This is a genomic window from Sphingomonas endolithica (assembly GCF_025231525.1).
GTDB lineage: Bacteria > Pseudomonadota > Alphaproteobacteria > Sphingomonadales > Sphingomonadaceae > Sphingomonas > Sphingomonas endolithica.
In genome coordinates this window covers 4,055,291-4,073,613 of the sequence record NZ_CP103057.1, presented here as the reverse complement: position 1 = coordinate 4,073,613, position 18,323 = coordinate 4,055,291, and the positions used below count along the sequence as shown (strand labels likewise).

Below are 18,323 nucleotides of genomic sequence, written 5' to 3'. Positions count from 1 at the left end.
ATGGCAGAGACGATAATCACATGAATCTGACACGTGCGCTGGGGTCGGTTGGCGGCCTGACCCTCGCCAGCCGCGTGCTCGGGCTGGTGCGCGATTCGCTGTTCGCGCGCTTCATCGGCGCCAGCTTCGCGTCCGACGCCTTCCTGATCGCCTTCCGCCTGCCCAACATGTTCCGAGCGCTGTTCGCCGAGGGCGCGTTCTCCGCTGCGTTCATCCCGATGTTCAACCGCAAGATGGCGGAGGGCGCTGCTGACGAGGGCGGCGGGCTGCCGCGCGGCATCACCTTTGCCGAAGATGCGCTGTCGGTGTTGCTGCCGATCCTGATCGTGATGACGATCGTCATGGAACTCGCCGCCTGGCCGGTCACCTATCTGCTGTCGGGCGGCTTCCGCAACGCCAGCCCCGCCGAGTTCGCCTTTGCGGTCGATCTGGCGCGGATCACCTTTCCCTATCTCCTGTTGATCAGCCTGGTGTCGCTGCTCGGCGGCATCCTCAATTCGCTGCACCGCTTCTGGGTCAATGCCGCCGCACCGATCCTGCTCAACGCGACGCTGATCGCCGCGTTGATCTTCCTGCACACCGATCCGCTCGGCACCGCCCGCAACCAGGCGATCGCGGTGACGGTGTCGGGCGTGTTGCAACTCGCCTGGCTGATCTTCGCCTGCCGCTCGGCCGGCGTGAAGCTGCGCCTGCGCGCGCCCCGGCTCAACCCCGACGTCAAGAAGCTGCTGTCGCTGATCTGGCCGGCCGCCGCCGGGGCCGGCGCGGTGCAGATCAATCTCGTCATCTCGACCGCGCTCGCCGCCAGCCTGCTGCCCGAGGGGTCGGTGTCGTACATCTATTATGCCGATCGCCTGAACCAGTTGCCACTCGGGCTGATCGGCATCGGTCTTGGCACCGTGCTGCTGCCCACCATCTCGCGCCAGCTTGGCCTCGGCCACGAGGCGGGCGCCATGGAAACGCAGAATCGCGGCATGGAGTTAGCACTGTTCTTCACCCTCCCCGCCACCGTCGCGCTGATCGTGTGCGGCGTGCCGATCATCGCCGCCTTGTTCCAGCACGGCGCCTTCACTGCGGCCGATACGGCGGCAACGGCCGGTGCGCTTGCCGCTTTCTCGATCGGCCTGCCCGCCTACATCCTGGTGAAGGTGCTGACGCCCGGATATTATGCGCGTTCCGATACCAAGACGCCGGTGCGCTTCGCCACCATCTCGATCGCCATCAACCTGGTGCTTAACCTCGCCTTCATCATCCCGCTCAAGCATCTCGGGCCCCCGCTGGCGACCGCACTGGCGAGTTGCGTCAACGTCTACCTGCTGTACCGCACCCTGCGGCAGCGCGGTCACTTCGTGCCTGACGCCCGCCTCGCGCACCGCGCGGTGCGGCTGCTCGGGGCGGCGTTGATCATGGGGCTGGCAATGTACTTGCTCGACGATCTCTTCACGCCGTACACCACTGGCCCGAGCCTTACCCGCTGGGGCGCGATGTTCGTGCTGGTCGGCACCGGCGGGCTGGTCTACGCGGTCGCCTGTTTCATCCTGCGCGCCTACACTCCCGCCGATCTGCGGATGATGTTCAGGCGCACTCCGGCCTGAAAGTCACCTCCATGCGCGTCGTTTCCGGCATCAAGCCCACCGGCAATCTCCATCTCGGCAATTATCTCGGCGCCGTGAAGCAATGGGTCGCCATGCAGGACGACATCCAGCAGCAGGGCGGCGAGACGATGTACTTCATCGCCGACCTGCACGGGCTGACCGAATGGATCGCGCCGGCCGAACTGGCCTCGAACACGATCGAGATGGCGGCAACGGTAATCGCCGCCGGCATCGATCCCGAACGGTCGATCCTGTTCAACCAGACGCGCGTGCCGCAGCATAGCGAGCTTGCCTGGCTGCTGAACAACGTCGCCCGCGTCGGCTGGCTCAACCGCATGACGCAGTTCAAGGACAAGGCCGGCAAGAACCGCGAGGGCGCCAGCGTCGGCCTGTACGACTATCCCGTGCTGATGGCGGCCGACGTGCTGCTCTACAACGCCACGCATGTGCCGGTGGGCGAGGATCAGAAGCAGCATCTGGAGCTCGCGCGCGACATCGCCGCCAAGTTCAACCTCGACTACGAAACCGAATTGTTCACCCAGCCCGAACCGATGGTCAGCAAGGCCGCCCCGCGCATCATGTCGCTGCGCGATGCCGCGACCAAGATGTCGAAGTCGAACCCGTCCGAACAGTCGCGCGTCAACCTGATCGACGACGACGAAACGATCGCCGCCAAGTTCCGCAAGGCCAAGAGCGACGCCGACGCGCTGCCCGACAATGTCGACGGCCTGGCAGAACGGCCCGAGGCCAAGAACCTGGTCACGATCTACGCCGCCTTGGCCGATCGCACGACCGAGCAGGTGATCGCGGACTATGCCGGCCAGGGCTTCGGTGCCTTCAAGCCGGCCCTCGCCGACCTGGCGGTCGCCACATTGGGCCCGATCCGCGACCGCATGCTGCGGTTGCTGGACGACCGCGCCGAAGTCAGTCGCCTGCTGGAAAGCGGCGCCGAAAAAGCACGCAATCTCGCCGCGCCCACGCTGCTGGCGGCGCAGCGCGCGATGGGGTTGCAAATCTAGGACCCAATGCGCTTAAAAAATCCGCTCGTCCTGAGCTTGTCGAAGGACGTGTACCAGAACACGCCCTTCGACAAGCTCAGGACGAACGGTTTCAGGATCGAGGAGCGTTACGCCGCCCCCGCAAACGGGTTGCGGATCGTAAGCCGCCCGTCGACGACAAGCCCGTCGTGCATGTCCTCCGACCACAGCGTCTCGCAATCGGCGAGCAATGCTGCAGCGACGATCGCACAATCGTGAAATGCGAAACGGTGACGCTCCCGAACGATCAACGCGACTTCATGCGTCTCGACCGTCACCGGCACCACCTTCACGACGAAACGCAGGCTGTCGATAAACGTCACGACCTCGGGAATAGTGAACCCGTATTTGCGCAACGCAACATTGGCGACTTCGTTCAACACCTGAACACTTACGATGCCGCCACTAGATAAGAGCTGCTCGGCCAGATTCGCCTTCGCGTCATCGCCAACCGCGACAGACAGCGGCACATTGCTGTCGAAGAAGCTACCGGGCATTGGCCTCGTCGCGGTCGAACTTGAAGTCCGCCGGGATCATCCCGCGAAAGCGCCGCAAGTTCATCAGCGCTTCCTCGCGGGTCATCGTCTTCGAGACGTCCAACGTGCCGGGCTCCCGCGCGCGCAGCGTAACGTCGTCTCCGGCCTTCAAATCCAGCGCAAGAACAACGTGCTTCGGCAGTCGAACCGCGAGGCTATTGCCCCATTTCGCAACCTGCATGGCTAACTCCAACGATATACATTGTCCGAATGTATATCATCAGCTGGTAGCGCCAGCAATTGCCGTCAAGCTGGCTGCACGCTGACGGCATCCAGGATGGTCGCTTCGCTCTCCACAAGTCGCAGAGCGGCCTGATACCGTGCTTCAGCCATATCCACCGGCGGCTCCGTCTCAGCCCTCCAATTCGCGCAGCAGCATCCGCACCGCGCCGTCGATCTCGCGGTCGCTGTCGCGCAACGCCTCGATCCGCCGCACCGCGTGGATCACGGTGGAATGATCGCGGCCGCCGAACTTGCGCCCGATCTCCGGCAGCGATCGCGTCGTCAGCCGCTTGGCCAAGTACATCGCGATCTGCCGTGGCCGCGCCACCACCACCGCGCGCCTGGCCGAGACCAGGTCGATCGGCTTCAGTTCGAAATGCGCGGACACCGCTTTCTGGATCTCGTCGATCGTCACGCGTCGCTCGGCCCCGCGCAGCACGTCGCCCAAAGTCGCCACCGCGAAATCGAGATCGATCGTCTCCCCGGTCAGTTGCGCATAGGCCACGATGCGTCCCAGCGCGCCTTCCAGGTCGCGCACGCTCTGCGTGATCCGCGCGCCGAGCAGGTCGAGCACGTCGCTCGGCACCAAGGCGCCCGGCATGTCGACCAGCTTCCGCTCCAGGATCGCGCGGCGTAGCGTGAGATCCGGCGCCTTGATGTCCGCCACCAGCCCGGAAGACAGCCGCGAGGTGATCCGCGCCTCGACCCCGTCCAACCCTTGCGGGCAGCGATCCGCGCAGATCACCAGCCGGTTGCCCGCGCCCATCACCTCGTTGATCGTGTGGAAGAACTCCTCCTGCGTCGCGTCCTTGCCGGCGATGAACTGCAGGTCGTCGATCATCAGGAGGTCGGCCGCGCGCAGCCGCGTCTTGAAGGCGTGCGTGTCCTTGGCGCGCATCGCGGCAACGAAATCGAACATAAACCGCTCGGCGGACATCAGGATGATGTTGGCCTCGGGCACGGCCGCCAGATAGGCCGCGCCGATCGCATGCATCAGGTGCGTCTTGCCCTGCCCCGTGCCGCCATGAAGGAACAGCGGGCTGAAGCGCGGCGCGCCGGGTTCGGCCAGCGCCTTGCCGGCATTGAACGCCACGCGGTTCGAGGCATCGACCACGAACCGGTCGAACGTGAAGCGAGCGTCGAGCGGCGGCCGCGCGCACGGCACGGCCACGGGCGCCTCGATAGCACGCACTGCGGCGGGCACCGTTGCCGGCGGCGCGACAGGCTCGACACTCAACACGGCAGGAGCCGCCGTCGCCGAGCGCGTCTCGATCGATACGCTGCGCACCTCGGGCAGGATGGCACGGAATTCGGCGACCAGCCGGTCCGCATAATGGTTGCGCACCCAGTTCGTCATGAATGCCGATGGCAGTGCCAGGCGGATCGTGTCGGTGTCGCCCCCGTCGATCAGCTCCATGGGTTTCAGCCACTGGTCGAACAAGCGCGCGCCGGCCGAGTCGCGCAGGTGGCCGCGGACGGTCCCCCATGCACGGGCCGCGTCACTTGATCGATCCACTGCAAATCCCACGATAGCCGCACCCTCTATGCGCGGCGAGTTCGCCCCCACGCCGCTTGATTTTCGGACGGCAAAAGCTCCCCGCAGGCGGAAACACGTATCCACCTGATGCCGGAGCTGCCGCATCTGAATACAGGGCGGAGACCGCCGCTGTTGATGCCAATTAAGAAGATCGCGCGGACTCTATCAAGGTCACAAATTCGAAATATCCGCTTGACACATCACCGGCCAAGGATTTGCGTGAGAAATCTTACAAGCGACTGAATTGTAAGGGATTTGTCGAAGATGAGCGGTTCGCCCTCAATGCGAATCGCAGCGTTCCCGCGGCTGTTCTCTGCTCGTTCCAGAACGTTGAACATCGGCTAACCATCGGCCCCGGCCGCTGCCCTAAACACCCAGACGAGGCACGACAAAAAGCCCGCCGGAACTGCTCCCGGCGGGCGAAATGTCTGCAACAAATCGCTTTTTTAAGCGAGTGAGGCGAGCGCCTTGGTCAGACGCGAGAACTTCCGCGACGCGGTGTTCTTGTGGAACACGCCCTTGGCGACGCCGCGCATCAATTCCGGCTGGACCTGCGCCAAAGCAGCGGTCGCCGCTGCCTTGTCGCCCGATGCCAATGCCGATTCGCACCGTTTCACGAAGGTGCGGATACGACCGACTCGATTCCCGTTGACAACTGCGCGTGCAGCATTGCGACGGATACGCTTTTTCGCCTGTGGCGTGTTCGCCATGAAGCCCTCATTGCTTGAATAAAAAAGGGCGCGGACGGCAAAGCCCGCGGCCCCGGAAAGCGCGCTCCTTACCGAGGGGCGGCGCTTTGGTCAACACAGAACACGAATGTCACCGCTGGCATTTCGGGCACCAGAAGGTCGAGCGACCACCCTCGCTATAGCGTTGCACCAGCCCGCCACAGGCGCATGGCTGCCCTTCCCGCCCATAGACGGCGAATTGCTTGGAGAAATAGCCGAGCTCCCCATCGGGCCTGGCATAATCGCGCAGGCTCGAGCCGCCGGCCTCGATCGCCGCCAGCAGCACGGTGCGGATCGCCGCCACCACCCGCTCCAGGCGCAGCAGCGATATCCGCCCCCCAGCCGTCTTGGGCGATATCCTGGCCAGGAACAGCGCCTCGCAGACATAGATATTGCCCAGCCCCGCCACGATGCGCTGGTCGAGCAGCATCAGCTTGATCGACGCTTTGCGCCCCGCCAGTGCCCCATGCAGATGGGCCGCGGTCAGACCGTTGCCCAGCGGTTCCGGGCCGATCCCCTTGAATGCGGGATAGCTTTCGAGATCCGCGGTAGGCCACAGATCGACCGAACCGAATCGCCGCGCGTCGTTCAACGCCAGGCGCCGACCATTGTCAGTCTCGATCAGCAGGTGATCGTGCGGCAGCAACTCCACCGGATCGACCCGCCACCGCCCCGACATGCCGAGATGGAACACCATCGTGTCGCCACGATCGGTGTCGATCAGCCCGTATTTCGCGCGCCGCCCCAGCGCGGTGACCGTCGCGCCGGTCATCCGCTGGCGCAGATCGGCCGGGAATGGCCGCCGCAGGTCGCCCCGCCGGGTCTCGACCGAGGCGAGGCGCTGCCCCTCGAGCACGGGGCGCAATCCCCGGACGGTTGTTTCGACTTCAGGGAGTTCCGGCATGCCGCGCAGCTAGGTTGCGTTTGCCCCTGCCACAAGGCCCGGCTAGAGCCGCATCCATGAACGAGCCCACGCCCGCAACCGTCACCTTCGGCTACGAAGACATTCCCGCCGAGGAAAAGACCGCCCGTGTCGGCGGCGTGTTCACCAGCGTCGCGGGTAAATACGACCTGATGAACGATGCCATGTCGGGCGGCATGCACCGGCTGTGGAAGGATCGCTTCGTACGCCGCGTGAAGCCACGCGCCGGGGAACAGATCCTCGACATGGCCGGCGGCACCGGCGACATCGCCTTCCGCCTGGCCGAGAGCGGCGCTGCCGTCACCGTCGCCGACATCAACCCGGCGATGTTGGAGGTAGGCATGGAACGCGCCGCCAAGCGCGGTATTGACGGCCTGGTCTGGACCGAGGCCAACGCCGAGACGCTCGTCTTCCCCGATCGCTTCTTCGATGCCTATACGATCGCCTTCGGCATCCGCAACGTCACCGATATCCCGGCCGCGCTGCGTGAGGCTCACCGCGTGCTGCGGCGTGGCGGGCGCTTCTATTGCCTGGAATTCTCGACCACCCTGTGGCCCGGCTTCGGCGACGTCTACGATGCCTATTCGCACAAGATCGTGCCCAAGCTCGGCCAATTGCTCGCCGGCGACAGCGATTCCTATCGCTACCTGATCGAATCGATCCGCCGCTTTCCGGACATGGCGACGTTCAAGGGCATGATCGGCGATGCCGGCTTCGTGCAGACGCAGGTCGAACCGATGCTCGGCGGGCTCGTCGCGATCCACAGCGGCTGGAAGATTTGATGAAGCCGACCGTTCTCCCCTCCCTGGAAGGGAGGGGCCGGGGGTGGGTCGGACCTTTCCGCAACACGAGCGTCCTCGCGCGCGGCTACCCACCCCTAACCCCTCCCTTCCAGGGAGGGGAGTTCAAGTGACCCAGGCCACCACCCACCTCTGGCGCCTGGTCAAATGGGGCCGCATCCTGGCCCGCCACGGCGCGCTGCGCGGTATCGAGCGTGATCCGAACACGCCTACCCCCGTGCGCCGCCTGGTCCGTATCGCCCGCATCGGCGCGCGCGTGCCCAAGGTACCGGCCTATGCCGATGCATTGCAGGCGATCGGCCCGGCGGCGATCAAGCTCGGCCAGACGCTCGCCACCCGCCCCGACATCGTCGGCGAGGATGCGGTGGCGGATCTCATGCGCCTGCAGGATGCGTTGCCGCCCGTCCCGTACGAGACGATCCACGCCGCCATGACGCGCGCGTTCGGACGCGATCCATCCGCGCTGTTTGCCTCGATCGATCCCGTGCCGGTCGGCGCCGCGTCGATCGCGCAGGTCCACCGCGCCGTCACCACCGATGGCCGGACGGTGGCGGTCAAGGTGCTGCGCCCCGGCGTCGAGGAGGATTTCGCCCGCGCGATCGACACCTATCAATGGGCCGCCGCGCAGATGGAAGGCATGGGCGGCGAGCTTTCCCGCCTGCGCCCGCGCCTCGTGATCGAGACGTTCAAGCGCTGGACCGCGCGCGAACTCGATTTGCGGCGCGAAGCGGCATCGGCATCCGAACTCGCCGATTCGATGGCCGCCGAGCCCGATTTCTTCGTCCCCGCGATCGACTGGCAGCGCACCTCGGGCAAGGTGCTGACGCTCGAATGGATCGACGGCATCAAGCTCAGCAACCGCGCCGCGTTGATCGAGGCGGGCTATGACGTCCGCGCGCTCGCCAACACGCTCGTCCACGCCTTCCTGCGCCAGGCGATCGCCGAGGGCTTCTTTCATGCCGACATGCACCAGGGGAACCTGTTCGCCCTGCCCGGCAACAAGATCGCCGCGATCGATTTCGGCATCATGGGCCGCATCGATCGCCGCGCCCGCGTGTGGCTGGCCGAGATTCTCTACGGCCTGATCACCGGCAATTACAAACGCGTCGCGGAAATCCATTTCGAGGCGGGCTATGTCCCCGCGCACCACAACGTCGCCGAATTCGCCACTGCCTTGCGCGCGGTCGGCGAGCCGATGCGGGGCATGGCGGTCAAGGACATGTCGATCGGCATGATGCTCGACGGCCTGTTCAACATCACCCGCGATTTCGACATGCAGACGCAGCCGCATCTGCTGCTGCTGCAGAAGACCATGGTGATGGTCGAGGGCGTGGCGACCAGCCTCGATCCGGACATCAACCTGTGGGATGCCGCCGCCCCGTTCGTCACCGAATGGATCCGGACGGAACTTGGCCCCGAAGCGTTCGTCGCCGATCGCATCATCACCGATCTGCGCACCTTCGCGCGGCTGCCCGAGCTGATCCGCAACATCGAGGCGCGCTACCCCGCCCCCGGCGGCGCGCCCCCGATGCCGCCGCTGCGCGAGATCGAGATCGTGCGGATCGGCGGCGGCTGGCGCTATGCCGCGGTCGCGCTGCTGAGCGCCGCCCTCGCGGTCGCCGCGACCTGGGTGGTCGTCACGTGATCCTGCTGCTGCTGGCGCTCGCGCATGCGGCACCGGCCGATCCGCCGGTCGGCGACGACATCGTCGTGGTGGCGGCCAAGCGCAAATGCCGGGTGCGCTTTGCCGATCGCGACATGTCCGACGACGAACTCAGGAGCCGCCAGGCGGAATGGGCGGCGGGCAAGCCGGTGCGCATCATCGCCCGGCAAAGCACCGACATCAAATGCCTGGCCAAGATCGCCTTCAAGCTCGCCGACAACGGCGTGCGCTTGATCGAACTGGTCGAGCCGCAAGGCGTCGTCCCGCCGGCGTCACCGGTCGGGCGCCAGCCCTGATGCCGCGCGCCACGCCCTTGTTGCTGGCGGCGGGGACACGGTTTGCCGGCCTGTCGCAAACCCGCGCGCGGTGGGTGCTGGGCCTGCTCGCATTGCTGCTCGCCATCAGCCTGAGCGCGCTGGCGACGCCGCGCAGCACCGGGTTGGCGGACCGCGGCGACACCCAGACCGATCTCGCGCTGTACGATTCGATCGTCTCCGGCGTTCGTGCCGGCGGCGAATATTACGGAGTCGCCGCGGCGGCGCTGCGCAACGGCAATTATCCGCTCAAGCCCTTCGTCACCTTCCGCCTGCCGACGCTCGCCACGCTGCAGGCCAGCATGCCGTCCGCGCTCTGGTCGTTGTTGCTCCACATCCTGGCTGCGGCCGTGGCGCTTGCCTGGTTCATCCGCCTGCGCCCCGCCTTTGCCCGTCCGCCATCGCGCGCCACCGCCTTGCTGTTGCTGGGCGGCGGGCTGATCGCCTTCGTACAGAGCGGCCTGGCCGGCCTGCATGAGATCTGGGCGGGGCTGATCATCGCGCTATCGCTCGCGCTGCGCCGGCCGGGCCGGTGGGTCGAGGCCGCCGCCTTCGGCATGATCGCGATGCTCTTTCGCGAGACCGCCGCTTTGTATGTCGGCATCATGGCCGCGATCGCCTTGATGGAGGGCAATCGCCGCGAGGCCTATGGCTGGCTCGCCACGCTCGCCGCCTTTGCGATCGTCATCATGTTCCACGCGCATGCCGTGGCGCAGGTCGTCCGGCCGCTCGATCCATCCTCGCCGGGCTGGGACGGGATGCTCGGCTTCGGCTTCTTCGTCTCGAGCATGACGGTGTCGACCGCGCTTGCGCTGGCGCCGGCCTGGCTCGCCGCGCTGCTGGTCGCGCTGACCTTGTTCGGCTGGGCGGCATGGGATGATCCGCTGGCGCTCCGCGCGCTGGCGACCTTCTGCGGCTATGCGACGTTGCTTGCCCTGTTCGGGCGTAGCGATACCTTCTATTGGGGTCTGATGATCGCCCCCACGATCCTGATCGGCCTAGCCTTCGTGCCCGATGCCCTGCGCGAAACGGTGCTGGCCGCGCGCAACCCCCGCCGCATCACCGTCACCCGGCTGACGCGATGAAGATCCTGCTCATCGTCGCGGGCGGCATCGCTGCCTACAAGGCCAGCGAACTGGTCCGCTTGTGCCGCAAGGCCGGGATCGAGGTGACCTGCGTGCTCACCGCCGGCGGCGCACATTTCGTCACCCCCATGACGCTCGCCGCCTTGTCGGAGAACCAGGTCTATACGACCTTGTGGGATCTGAAGGACGAGGCCGAGATGGGCCATATCCAGCTCAGCCGCGAGGCCGATCTGGTCGTCATCGCGCCGGCCACCGCCGATCTGCTGGCCAAAATGGCCGCGGGCATCGCCGACGATCTCGCCACCACCCTGCTCCTCGCCACCGACAAGCGTGTGCTGGCGGCGCCGGCGATGAACGTGCGCATGTGGCAGCACCCGGCGACCAGGCGCAACGTGGCCACGCTGCGCGGCGACGGCGTGACCGTGCTCGAACCCGATGAGGGCGCAATGGCCTGCGGTGAATATGGCCCCGGCCGCCTGCCCGAACCGGAAGCGATCCTCGCCGCGATCAAGGCCGCGCTCGCCGCCTGATGCTGACCGGCAAGCACATCCTGGTGACGGCCGGTCCGACGCACGAGCCGATCGATCCGGTCCGCTACATCGCCAACCGCTCGTCCGGCCGCCAGGGCTTCGCCATCGCCGGCGCGCTCGCCGCATTGGGCGCCAGGGTGTCGCTGATCGCCGGCCCGGTGACGCTCGACACGCCGCCCGGCGTGACACGGATCGACGTCGAGACCGCGCTCCAGATGCAAGCCGCCGTCGATCAAGCCTTGCCCGCCGACGCCGCGGTGATGGTCGCCGCCGTCGCCGACTGGCGCGTCGCCGGCGCATCCCAGAAGATCAAGAAAAGCGGCGCGCCGCCCGTCCTCCACCTCGTCGAGAGTCCCGATATCCTCGCCAACCTCGCTGCCGGCCCGCACCGCCCGCACCTGCTGATCGGCTTCGCGGCCGAGACGGAACGCGTCATCGAGCACGCCACCGCCAAGCGCGCGCGCAAGAACGTCGACTGGATCATCGCCAACGACGTCTCCGGCGATGTCATGGGCGGCACCACCAACACGGTGCACATCATCACGCAGACCGGCGTCGAAAGCTGGGAACGACTCCCCAAGGAAGACGTCGCCACGCGGCTGGCAGAACGCATCGCCGCGGCGCTTACCGCGTAGACATTCGTCCTACGGCACCCGTCACGGCCCTGGCACAACTTCGTCACCCCGGACTTGTTCCGGGGTCCACCGTGCCGCAGGCTCGCGGAGCACGATGGCGTCCCTTCCACCCGTGAGGATAAATCCATACTACTGCGTCATCCCCGCGCAGGCGGGGACCCGTACCGGCTTGCTTACCGACTGAAGTCCTAATCCCGAGCTTATGGATCCCCGCCTGCGCGGGGATGACGTACTATGATCGAAGAGGATAACCGCCGAACAATCAGAGGTGGTGAGTCGAGGAAAACGCGATCCAACCCAGTTCCCCTGCGAACGCAGGGGCCCAGGGCGCAAGGCGCGCCGCGTCCTAATGGGCTCCCGCGTCCGCTCGGAAGCACTCTAGGCGCCGCCTCAGACCGCCATCACCTCACCCGCGAAACGTACCCGCAAGCAGTTCCAGATCAGCCACCGTATTGATGTTGCCCACACCCTCCACGGCGATCGCCACCGCTCCGATCGCTGCCACCCAGCGCCGCATCGACCGGTCACCACCCGCCGCGAGATGCGCGTCGAGCCGATCCGCCAGCGCCACCGGCCACGCCCCGATCACCGGCAGCGACGCCGCATAGCCCGCGCCTTCCACCGCCAGCAGTCGCGCCACCAGATCGCCCGGCAGGAAAGCCGCATCGCACGGCACGCTGACGACCATGTCATAGCCGCCACGCCGCCCCTCGTGCAGCACGGCGTTCAGCCCGCCGAGCGGCCCGAGATCCGGCCCCGGCCGATCCGCCACGCACTCCATGCCCTGCATCACGCGCCCGCAGATCACCACGCCGTCCACTTGCGGCCTAAGCGCCGCGAGCACCCGGTCGATCAGCGTGCGTCCGTCGAGCACCGCCTGCGCCTTGTCGCTGCCGAAGCGGCGCGATTGCCCGCCCGCCAACACCGCGCCCAGCACCCGCGTCATGCCGGCACCGCCAGCAACGCGTCGCCGCGCACCAGCACGCGCAGCGGCAAACCGGCAGCGGCAGCGCGGTCGATCGCCAGGCTGGTGGGCGCCGAGATCGTGGCCAGCATCGGGCAGCCCGACAGCACCGCCTTCTCGACCAGTTCGTACGAGCAGCGCGAGGTCAGCAGCGCAAAGCCGCCATCCCACCCCATCCCACGGCGCAGCATCGCGCCGATCAGCTTGTCGAACGCATTGTGCCGCCCGACATCCTCACGCACCAACCATGGCACGCCGTCGATGGAACAGGCCGCCGCGCCATGCACCGCCCGCGTCTCGCGCCCCAGCGGCTGCGCGTCGCCTAGCGCCGCCAGCGCGCGAAACACCGCCGCATCCTCGCCATGCCAGTCCGCCGATGCTGCCGGCAGCGGCCGCAGCGCCTGTTCCAGATTCTCGATCCCGCACAGGCCGCACGACGATTCCGATACGCGGTGCCGCACCCGCTCGACGATCCGTCCCGACACGCCGGGGGCTAGCGTCACGCGCACGATCATGCCGGCCGGCGCCGCATGGCTCTCGACATCGACGATGTCCGCCGCCCCATCGATCAGCCGCTCGGCCAGCGCAAAGCCGACCGCCAGGTCCTCCAGCTCGGCCGGCGTCGCCATCAGCACGGCATAGCCGATGCCGTTGAACTCGATCGCGATCGGCATCTCCACCGCGATCGCGCGCTCGATCGGTGCACCGCCGCCGCTCGCCGCCACCTGGAGGAACACGAACGGCGCCGATGCACCCTGCGCCACGTTCAGGCGGCGATCCTCACCGGCACGGATTTCGCCGCCGGCACATGGCTTTCCTCGGCATGATGCTCGACCGGCATCAGCAGGTTGCACTCGGGATAATAGGCGCCGAGGCAACCGCGCGGGATGTCGTACGGCGTGACGATCAGTCCCTCCTGCCGCCGCACGATGCCATCGCCCGCATCGCTTTCCAGCGCGACGATCTGCCCGTCCTTTAACCCCGCCTCGGCAATGTCGCTGCGATGCATGAACAGCACGTCGCGCGTGCCCTTCACCCCGCGGAAGCGATCGTGATAGCCGTAGATCGTGGTGTTGAACTGATCGTTGGAGCGCAGCGTCATCAACCGGTAGCGCCCGGGCGCATCCTGGAACCCGGTCGCCGACAGGCCCGATGGCACGAGGAACTCGGCCTTCTTGCTTGGCGTCATCCAAATCCGCTCGGATGCCTTGTTGCCCTTCCAGAACCCGCCCGGCGTAAACAGCCGCTTGTTGAAGTCGGGGAATACCAGCGGATAGGTTTCCTCGATCGCATCGCGGATCGTACCGTAATCGGCGACCCACGCATCCCAATCGACATGCGGGTTGGCCGGCAGGATCTGCTTGGCGAGCGCGCCGACGATCGCCGGTTCGGACAGCAGATGCGGGCTGGCCGGGGTCGCCTTGCCGCGCGATCCGTGGATGCAGCTGGTCGAATCCTCGACCGTCACGACCTGCGGTCCGCTCGCCTGCACGTCCTGCTCGATCCGGCCGAGGCACGGCAGCAGATAGGTCACCTTGCCCGGGAACAGGTGATTGCGGTTGAGCTTGGTCGCGATCTGCACCGACAGCCCCAGCCGCGGCCATGCCTCCTCCATCGCCGCCGTCTCCGGCACCGCGCGCAGGAAATTGCCACCCAGCGCCACCACCGCCGTCACCGACCCGTCGATCACCCCGCGGCACGTCTCAACCGTGTCGAGCCCCTTCTCGCGCGGCGCCGTGAAGCCATATTGCGCCTCCAATTTCTCCACCGGGACCAATTCGGTCTTCTCGGTGATGCCCACGGTGCGCTGGCCCTGCACGTTCGAATGGCCGCGCACCGGCGTCGGCCCCGCGCCCGGCTTGCCGATATTGCCGCGCATCAGCAGCAGATTGACCAGCATGCGGACGTTCTCGACGCCCTTCACATGCTGCGTCAGCCCCATGCCATAGATCGCCAGTACCGCCTTGGCCTTGGCGTAGATCGCCGCCGACTGTTCCAGCTCGTATTTGGACAGGCCGGATTCCAGCTCGATCGCGCTCCACTCGGCCGCGCGCACCGCCGCCAGGAACGGTTCGAAGCTGCTGGTATGATCGGTAATGAAATCATGGTCGAGCACGCGCGTCGTGCCCTTGGCGATCGCGGCATCGTCCCATTCGACCAGGAACTTGGCGATGCCCATCATCGCCGCGATATCGCCGCCGGCCTTCACCTGGTGATATTGCGTGGAGATCGCCGTCTCGCGCAGCGTCGCCATCTCGAACGGATTCTGCGGATCGGTGAACCGCTCCAGCCCGCGCTCCTTCAGCGGATTGAACGTCACGATCTCTACCCCGCGCTTGCGGCAATCGCGCAGGTCGTGGAGCATGCGCGGCGCATTGGATCCGACATTCTGCCCGAAGAACAGGATCGCGTCGCACTTCTCGAAATCCTCGAGCCGCGTCGTCCCCACCGGCACGCCGATCGCCGCCTTCAGCCCGACCGAAGTCGATTCGTGGCACATGTTCGAACTGTCGGGCAGGTTCTGGTTGCCGTACATCCGCGCCATCAGCCCGTACATGTACGACGCTTCCAGGCTGGTCCGCCCGGAGGAATAGAACACCACCGATTTGGGATCGAGCGGCCGGAGCGTCGCGCCGATCTCGGCAAACGCCTCGTCCCACGAACAGGCGACATATCTGTCGGTCGCCGCATCGTAGCGCAGCGGATGCGTCAACCGCCCGTGCTGCTCAAGATCATAATCGCGCCAGCCGCGCAGCTCGGTCAGCGTATGCTCGGCGAAGAATTCGGGCGTCGTGCGCAGCGTGGTCAATTCCCACGCCGTCGCCTTGGCCCCCTCCTCGCAGAATTCGAACGGGTGGTGATCGGCGGGCTTGGGCCAGGCGCAGCTGACGCAGGCGAAGCCCTCCGGCTTGTTCTGCCGTCCAAGCTCGCGCACCGCCTCCGGCGACACGCGCTCGCGCGGCATGATCTCGGCCAGCGAGCGTACCGACCCCCAGCCACCGGCCGGTCCCTGGAACGGCGTCACTTCCGGCTTGTCGGATCTCTGTTCGGCCATGGTCCACCATCTTTCGCGCGAGTCTGCGGCACCAACGGCCGCAGACCACAGAACGGACCGTTTGCCCGAAATGTCCAGCGCCGGTCGCCGAAATTCCTCGGCCGGTCGAGGAACTATCCACCGCCGCCGCCCGCTTCTACGCCTGCACCATGAGCGATCAGCAAACCCCCATCCCCGCGGCCACGCTCGTCCTGTTCCGCGACTCGCCCGCTGGCCCGCCCGATCTGCTGCTGGTCGAGCGCTCGCGCGCGATGGTGTTCGCCGGCGGCGCGCTGGTCTTTCCCGGCGGCCGGATCGATCCCGGCGACCGCGCGCTGGCGCTGCAACTCGGCGGCGACCCCGACGATACGGCGGCCCGCATCGCCGCGATCCGCGAGACGCTCGAGGAAGTCGGCCTGCCAATCGGCCTCACCCCCACACCCGATCAAGCCACGCTCGCGACCTTGCGCTCCGCGCTCCACGCCGGCACCGCGTTCGGCGCCGCACTGCACGCCGCGGGCCTCACGCTCGATCTCACCGCACTTACGCCATTCGCCCGCTGGCTGCCGGCCCATGCCCACATGCGCATCTTCGACACGCTGTTCCACCTCGCCCGCCTGCCCGCCGACGCCCCCGCGCCCGAGGTCGATGCCACGGAGAATGTCCGCTTGCTCTGGTCCAGCGCCCAAGGCGTGCTCGACAATGCCGATGCCGGCCGCGCCCGGATCATCTTCCCCACCCGCCGCAACCTGGAACGGCTCGCGCGCTTTGGCAGCGTCGAGGAAGCGATCGCCGACGCGCAAGCGCACCCGATCCGCGCGATCACGCCGTGGATCGAGGAGCGCGAGGGCATTGCCCATCTCTGCATCCCGGACGATCTCGGCTACCCGGTGACGTCCGAAGCGATGACCACCGCGACGCGCGGCTGATGGCGGCGATCCGCCGCATCGTCGTCGTCGCGCTGGTCGCCGCCGTCGCATTGCTGCTGATCCTGCTGCTCTTCGCGACCCTGCGCGGCCGCCCGCAGGACCTGCCCTGGACACCGCTCGATCTCTCGCAGCCGGTCGGCCTGTTCACCGGCCGCAAGATCGCCGCGCTCGGCGACGATGCCGCCAAGTGCCATGCGCTGCTCGACCAGGCCGGGGTCCGCTACACCGCGATCCCGTCGGTCAGCGCCGGACAGTGCGGCTACCGCGACGGCGTCCGTTTCTTGCCCGGCGGCGCGCGCAGCACGCGCTTTGCGCCGACCAGCCCCGGCATCGCCTGCCCCGTCGCTGCGGCATTGTCGGTGTGGGAATGGGAAGTCGTGCAGCCCGCCGCCCGCCGCTTCTTCGGCCAGCGCGTGGTGCAGATCGATCACCTCGGCAGCTACAATTGCCGCAACATCTACGGCCGCGCCAGCGGATCGCTCAGCGAACACGCCACCGCCAAGGCAATCGACATCGCCGGTTTCCGGCTGGAGGACGGGACGCAGATCAGCGTGCTGCACGACTGGCGCGACACGCACGACAAAGGCACCTTCCTGCGCACCGTCCGCAACGGCGCCTGCGACCTCTTCTCCACCGCCCTCTCCCCAGACTACAACGCCGCCCACCGCGACCACTTGCACCTCGACGAGGCAGCACGGGGTGCCACGGGCTGGCGCGCGTGCCGGTGAGGTGGGTGCAGAAAGACATCGCGAGACGGCGTTAATTGGGGGGAAGCCGTTTCGTCGGCTTTGCAAGCGACTGAAGCCTCTTAATACCTTGGTTTGCCGTTGCACGTCGGGCAGCCAGCGCGGCCTAAGCCCGACGGTGCCGTCATTCTTTTCGTTGGATGTTCGCCGCGACGCCGCTGAGAAAACCTCCAACCCCAGGAAAACCGCACGCGGAAAGCACCGAGAGCAACAACGCTGACATCGCATATGGCATTGGATCATCACGCAACTTCTTCGCCGCGCGCTTCGCGTATCGGCAAGCCTCAAGTACCATTCCGTCATTGTACGCCTGATCCAACCGCCCTTCATCTGCCGCCCGGATGATCTCTCCAAGAAGCCCATGAAGCGAGCGAAGTGCATCGATCGCCTCGACCGTTCCATCCATTGGCGGGCCGCCATTGTGTCGCGGACCATCAAGGCTTTCGATCAACCGCCCGACAGCTGCACGGGCTACAGGCAACATGGTCTTCACAGCCGCAAGCCGCGCGCCCGGCTTGGTTGCCCCAGTCCATGCCGTGGAATCGAACGGGACGTCGCCCGCCCAACTCTGCTGAAGAGATGGACCAAAAGGATCGGTGCGATCTGCTTCAGCTATCGCGGGTTCAAATTGGCGTCGCACTTCCACACGGCGAGGCTCCCATTGTGGATTGAAGCTCTTGAGAGTCGGCCATAGGCTGCCAAGGTCGCGATGATGATGCACGAATTTCGGGACGGTGTCCTCGTATCGTGGATCAGCTAGCAAGGCCGCTCTCATCTCCCGGTATTCTCGGTCGAGCTCTTCGTCCCGCGCCCCTTCAATCGCCCTCAGCAATAAGTTTTGAAAGTGGAGCAGAAAGTCGAGATCGCTTGCGAACTGTTCTTCCCGGTGGTTGATAGTCAGCGCCATGCTTGATCGTATGACGCGAACGCAGTGTATGGAAGCTGGTTGTTACCAGCAGCCCATACCGCTTGAGATAGGTCGACGATCGGAGGAGCAAACGCTCGGACTCAGTGTGGTACGCCATAGCATTAGAATGGCGCAATTG

At 66.4% G+C, this 18,323-nt stretch carries 17 protein-coding genes and 1 pseudogene; 9 read left to right on the top strand and 9 right to left on the bottom strand.

Annotated features, from left to right (window positions below):
* The first annotated feature begins 20 nt into the window (after positions 1 to 20).
* The gene (gene murJ, locus NV382_RS19455) at positions 21 to 1,595 is read left to right on the top strand and encodes a murein biosynthesis integral membrane protein MurJ (protein ID WP_260598507.1); all 1,575 of its coding nucleotides are present in this window, start codon (positions 21 to 23) and stop codon (positions 1,593 to 1,595) included.
* An 11-nt stretch (positions 1,596 to 1,606) separates the two neighbouring features.
* On the top strand, positions 1,607 to 2,614 hold the full coding sequence (trpS, locus tag NV382_RS19450; RefSeq protein ID WP_260598506.1) for a tryptophan--tRNA ligase: 1,008 nt from the start codon (positions 1,607 to 1,609) through the stop codon (positions 2,612 to 2,614).
* 107 nt (positions 2,615 to 2,721) lie between these two features.
* On the opposite strand, the gene NV382_RS19445 is transcribed toward trpS, so the two are convergent.
* From NV382_RS19445 to mutM, 5 genes are all read right to left on the bottom strand, one after another.
* Positions 2,722 to 3,129: a PIN domain-containing protein gene (locus tag NV382_RS19445; protein ID WP_260598505.1), complete on the bottom strand. Its 408-nt coding sequence runs from the start codon at positions 3,127 to 3,129 to the stop codon at positions 2,722 to 2,724.
* Positions 3,119 to 3,349 (bottom strand): AbrB/MazE/SpoVT family DNA-binding domain-containing protein, encoded by a 231-nt coding sequence (locus NV382_RS19440; protein ID WP_260598504.1) that lies wholly within the window; start codon positions 3,347 to 3,349, stop codon positions 3,119 to 3,121. The genes NV382_RS19445 and NV382_RS19440 overlap by 11 nt, the downstream gene beginning before the upstream one ends.
* Before the next feature lie 171 nt (positions 3,350 to 3,520).
* Complete coding sequence (gene dnaA, locus NV382_RS19435) at positions 3,521 to 4,906, bottom strand: chromosomal replication initiator protein DnaA (RefSeq protein WP_260598503.1); 1,386 nt, start codon at positions 4,904 to 4,906, stop codon at positions 3,521 to 3,523.
* Positions 4,907 to 5,373: 467 nt separating this feature from the next.
* Positions 5,374 to 5,637: a 30S ribosomal protein S20 gene (gene rpsT, locus NV382_RS19430; RefSeq protein ID WP_260598502.1), complete on the bottom strand. Its 264-nt coding sequence runs from the start codon at positions 5,635 to 5,637 to the stop codon at positions 5,374 to 5,376.
* A 109-nt stretch (positions 5,638 to 5,746) separates the two neighbouring features.
* The gene (mutM, locus tag NV382_RS19425) at positions 5,747 to 6,559 is read right to left on the bottom strand and encodes a bifunctional DNA-formamidopyrimidine glycosylase/DNA-(apurinic or apyrimidinic site) lyase (RefSeq protein WP_260598501.1); all 813 of its coding nucleotides are present in this window, start codon (positions 6,557 to 6,559) and stop codon (positions 5,747 to 5,749) included.
* Between the two features lie 56 nt (positions 6,560 to 6,615).
* Here mutM and NV382_RS19420 point away from each other — a divergent pair, with 56 nt between their 5' ends.
* The 5 genes and pseudogenes from NV382_RS19420 to coaBC all read left to right on the top strand — a co-directional run bounded on the left by NV382_RS19420 (position 6,616) and on the right by coaBC (position 11,604).
* Positions 6,616 to 7,359: a class I SAM-dependent methyltransferase gene (locus NV382_RS19420; RefSeq protein WP_260598500.1), complete on the top strand. Its 744-nt coding sequence runs from the start codon at positions 6,616 to 6,618 to the stop codon at positions 7,357 to 7,359.
* A 127-nt stretch (positions 7,360 to 7,486) separates the two neighbouring features.
* The gene (gene ubiB / locus NV382_RS19415; RefSeq protein WP_260598499.1) at positions 7,487 to 9,022 is read left to right on the top strand and encodes a 2-polyprenylphenol 6-hydroxylase; all 1,536 of its coding nucleotides are present in this window, start codon (positions 7,487 to 7,489) and stop codon (positions 9,020 to 9,022) included.
* Positions 9,019 to 9,336 (top strand): hypothetical protein, encoded by a 318-nt coding sequence (locus NV382_RS19410; protein WP_260598498.1) that lies wholly within the window; start codon positions 9,019 to 9,021, stop codon positions 9,334 to 9,336. The genes ubiB and NV382_RS19410 overlap by 4 nt, the downstream gene beginning before the upstream one ends.
* Positions 9,336 to 10,439 (top strand): hypothetical protein, encoded by a 1,104-nt coding sequence (locus NV382_RS19405; RefSeq protein WP_260598497.1) that lies wholly within the window; start codon positions 9,336 to 9,338, stop codon positions 10,437 to 10,439. The genes NV382_RS19410 and NV382_RS19405 overlap by 1 nt, the downstream gene beginning before the upstream one ends.
* A pseudogene (gene coaBC / locus NV382_RS19400) lies at positions 10,436 to 11,604 on the top strand (bifunctional phosphopantothenoylcysteine decarboxylase/phosphopantothenate--cysteine ligase CoaBC). Before NV382_RS19405 ends, coaBC begins: the two are co-directional and overlap by 4 nt.
* Positions 11,605 to 12,010: 406 nt before the next feature.
* On the opposite strand, the gene mobA reads toward coaBC, so the two are convergent.
* From mobA to NV382_RS19385, 3 genes are read right to left on the bottom strand one after another with little or no spacing between them, the layout of a single operon-like run.
* Complete coding sequence (mobA, locus tag NV382_RS19395) at positions 12,011 to 12,550, bottom strand: molybdenum cofactor guanylyltransferase (protein ID WP_260598496.1); 540 nt, start codon at positions 12,548 to 12,550, stop codon at positions 12,011 to 12,013.
* Complete coding sequence (gene fdhD / locus NV382_RS19390) at positions 12,547 to 13,332, bottom strand: formate dehydrogenase accessory sulfurtransferase FdhD (protein WP_260598495.1); 786 nt, start codon at positions 13,330 to 13,332, stop codon at positions 12,547 to 12,549. Before fdhD ends, mobA begins: the two co-directional genes overlap by 4 nt.
* 2 nt (positions 13,333 to 13,334) lie before the next feature.
* Positions 13,335 to 15,623, bottom strand: a complete 2,289-nt coding sequence (locus NV382_RS19385; protein WP_260598494.1) for an FdhF/YdeP family oxidoreductase — start codon at positions 15,621 to 15,623, stop codon at positions 13,335 to 13,337.
* A gap of 149 nt (positions 15,624 to 15,772) precedes the next feature.
* On the opposite strand from NV382_RS19385, the gene NV382_RS19380 reads away from it, so the two are divergent.
* Both NV382_RS19380 and NV382_RS19375 read left to right on the top strand, forming a co-directional pair.
* Positions 15,773 to 16,531, top strand: a complete 759-nt coding sequence (locus tag NV382_RS19380) for an NUDIX hydrolase (RefSeq protein ID WP_260598493.1) — start codon at positions 15,773 to 15,775, stop codon at positions 16,529 to 16,531.
* Positions 16,531 to 17,259 (top strand): extensin-like domain-containing protein, encoded by a 729-nt coding sequence (locus NV382_RS19375; RefSeq protein WP_260598492.1) that lies wholly within the window; start codon positions 16,531 to 16,533, stop codon positions 17,257 to 17,259. Before NV382_RS19380 ends, NV382_RS19375 begins: the two co-directional genes overlap by 1 nt.
* Before the next feature lie 142 nt (positions 17,260 to 17,401).
* On the opposite strand, the gene NV382_RS19370 is transcribed toward NV382_RS19375, so the two are convergent.
* Positions 17,402 to 18,184 carry a hypothetical protein gene (locus NV382_RS19370; protein ID WP_260598491.1) on the bottom strand — a complete coding sequence of 261 codons (783 nt, stop codon included), beginning with the start codon at positions 18,182 to 18,184 and terminating at the stop codon, positions 17,402 to 17,404.
* Positions 18,185 to 18,323 lie beyond the last annotated feature (139 nt).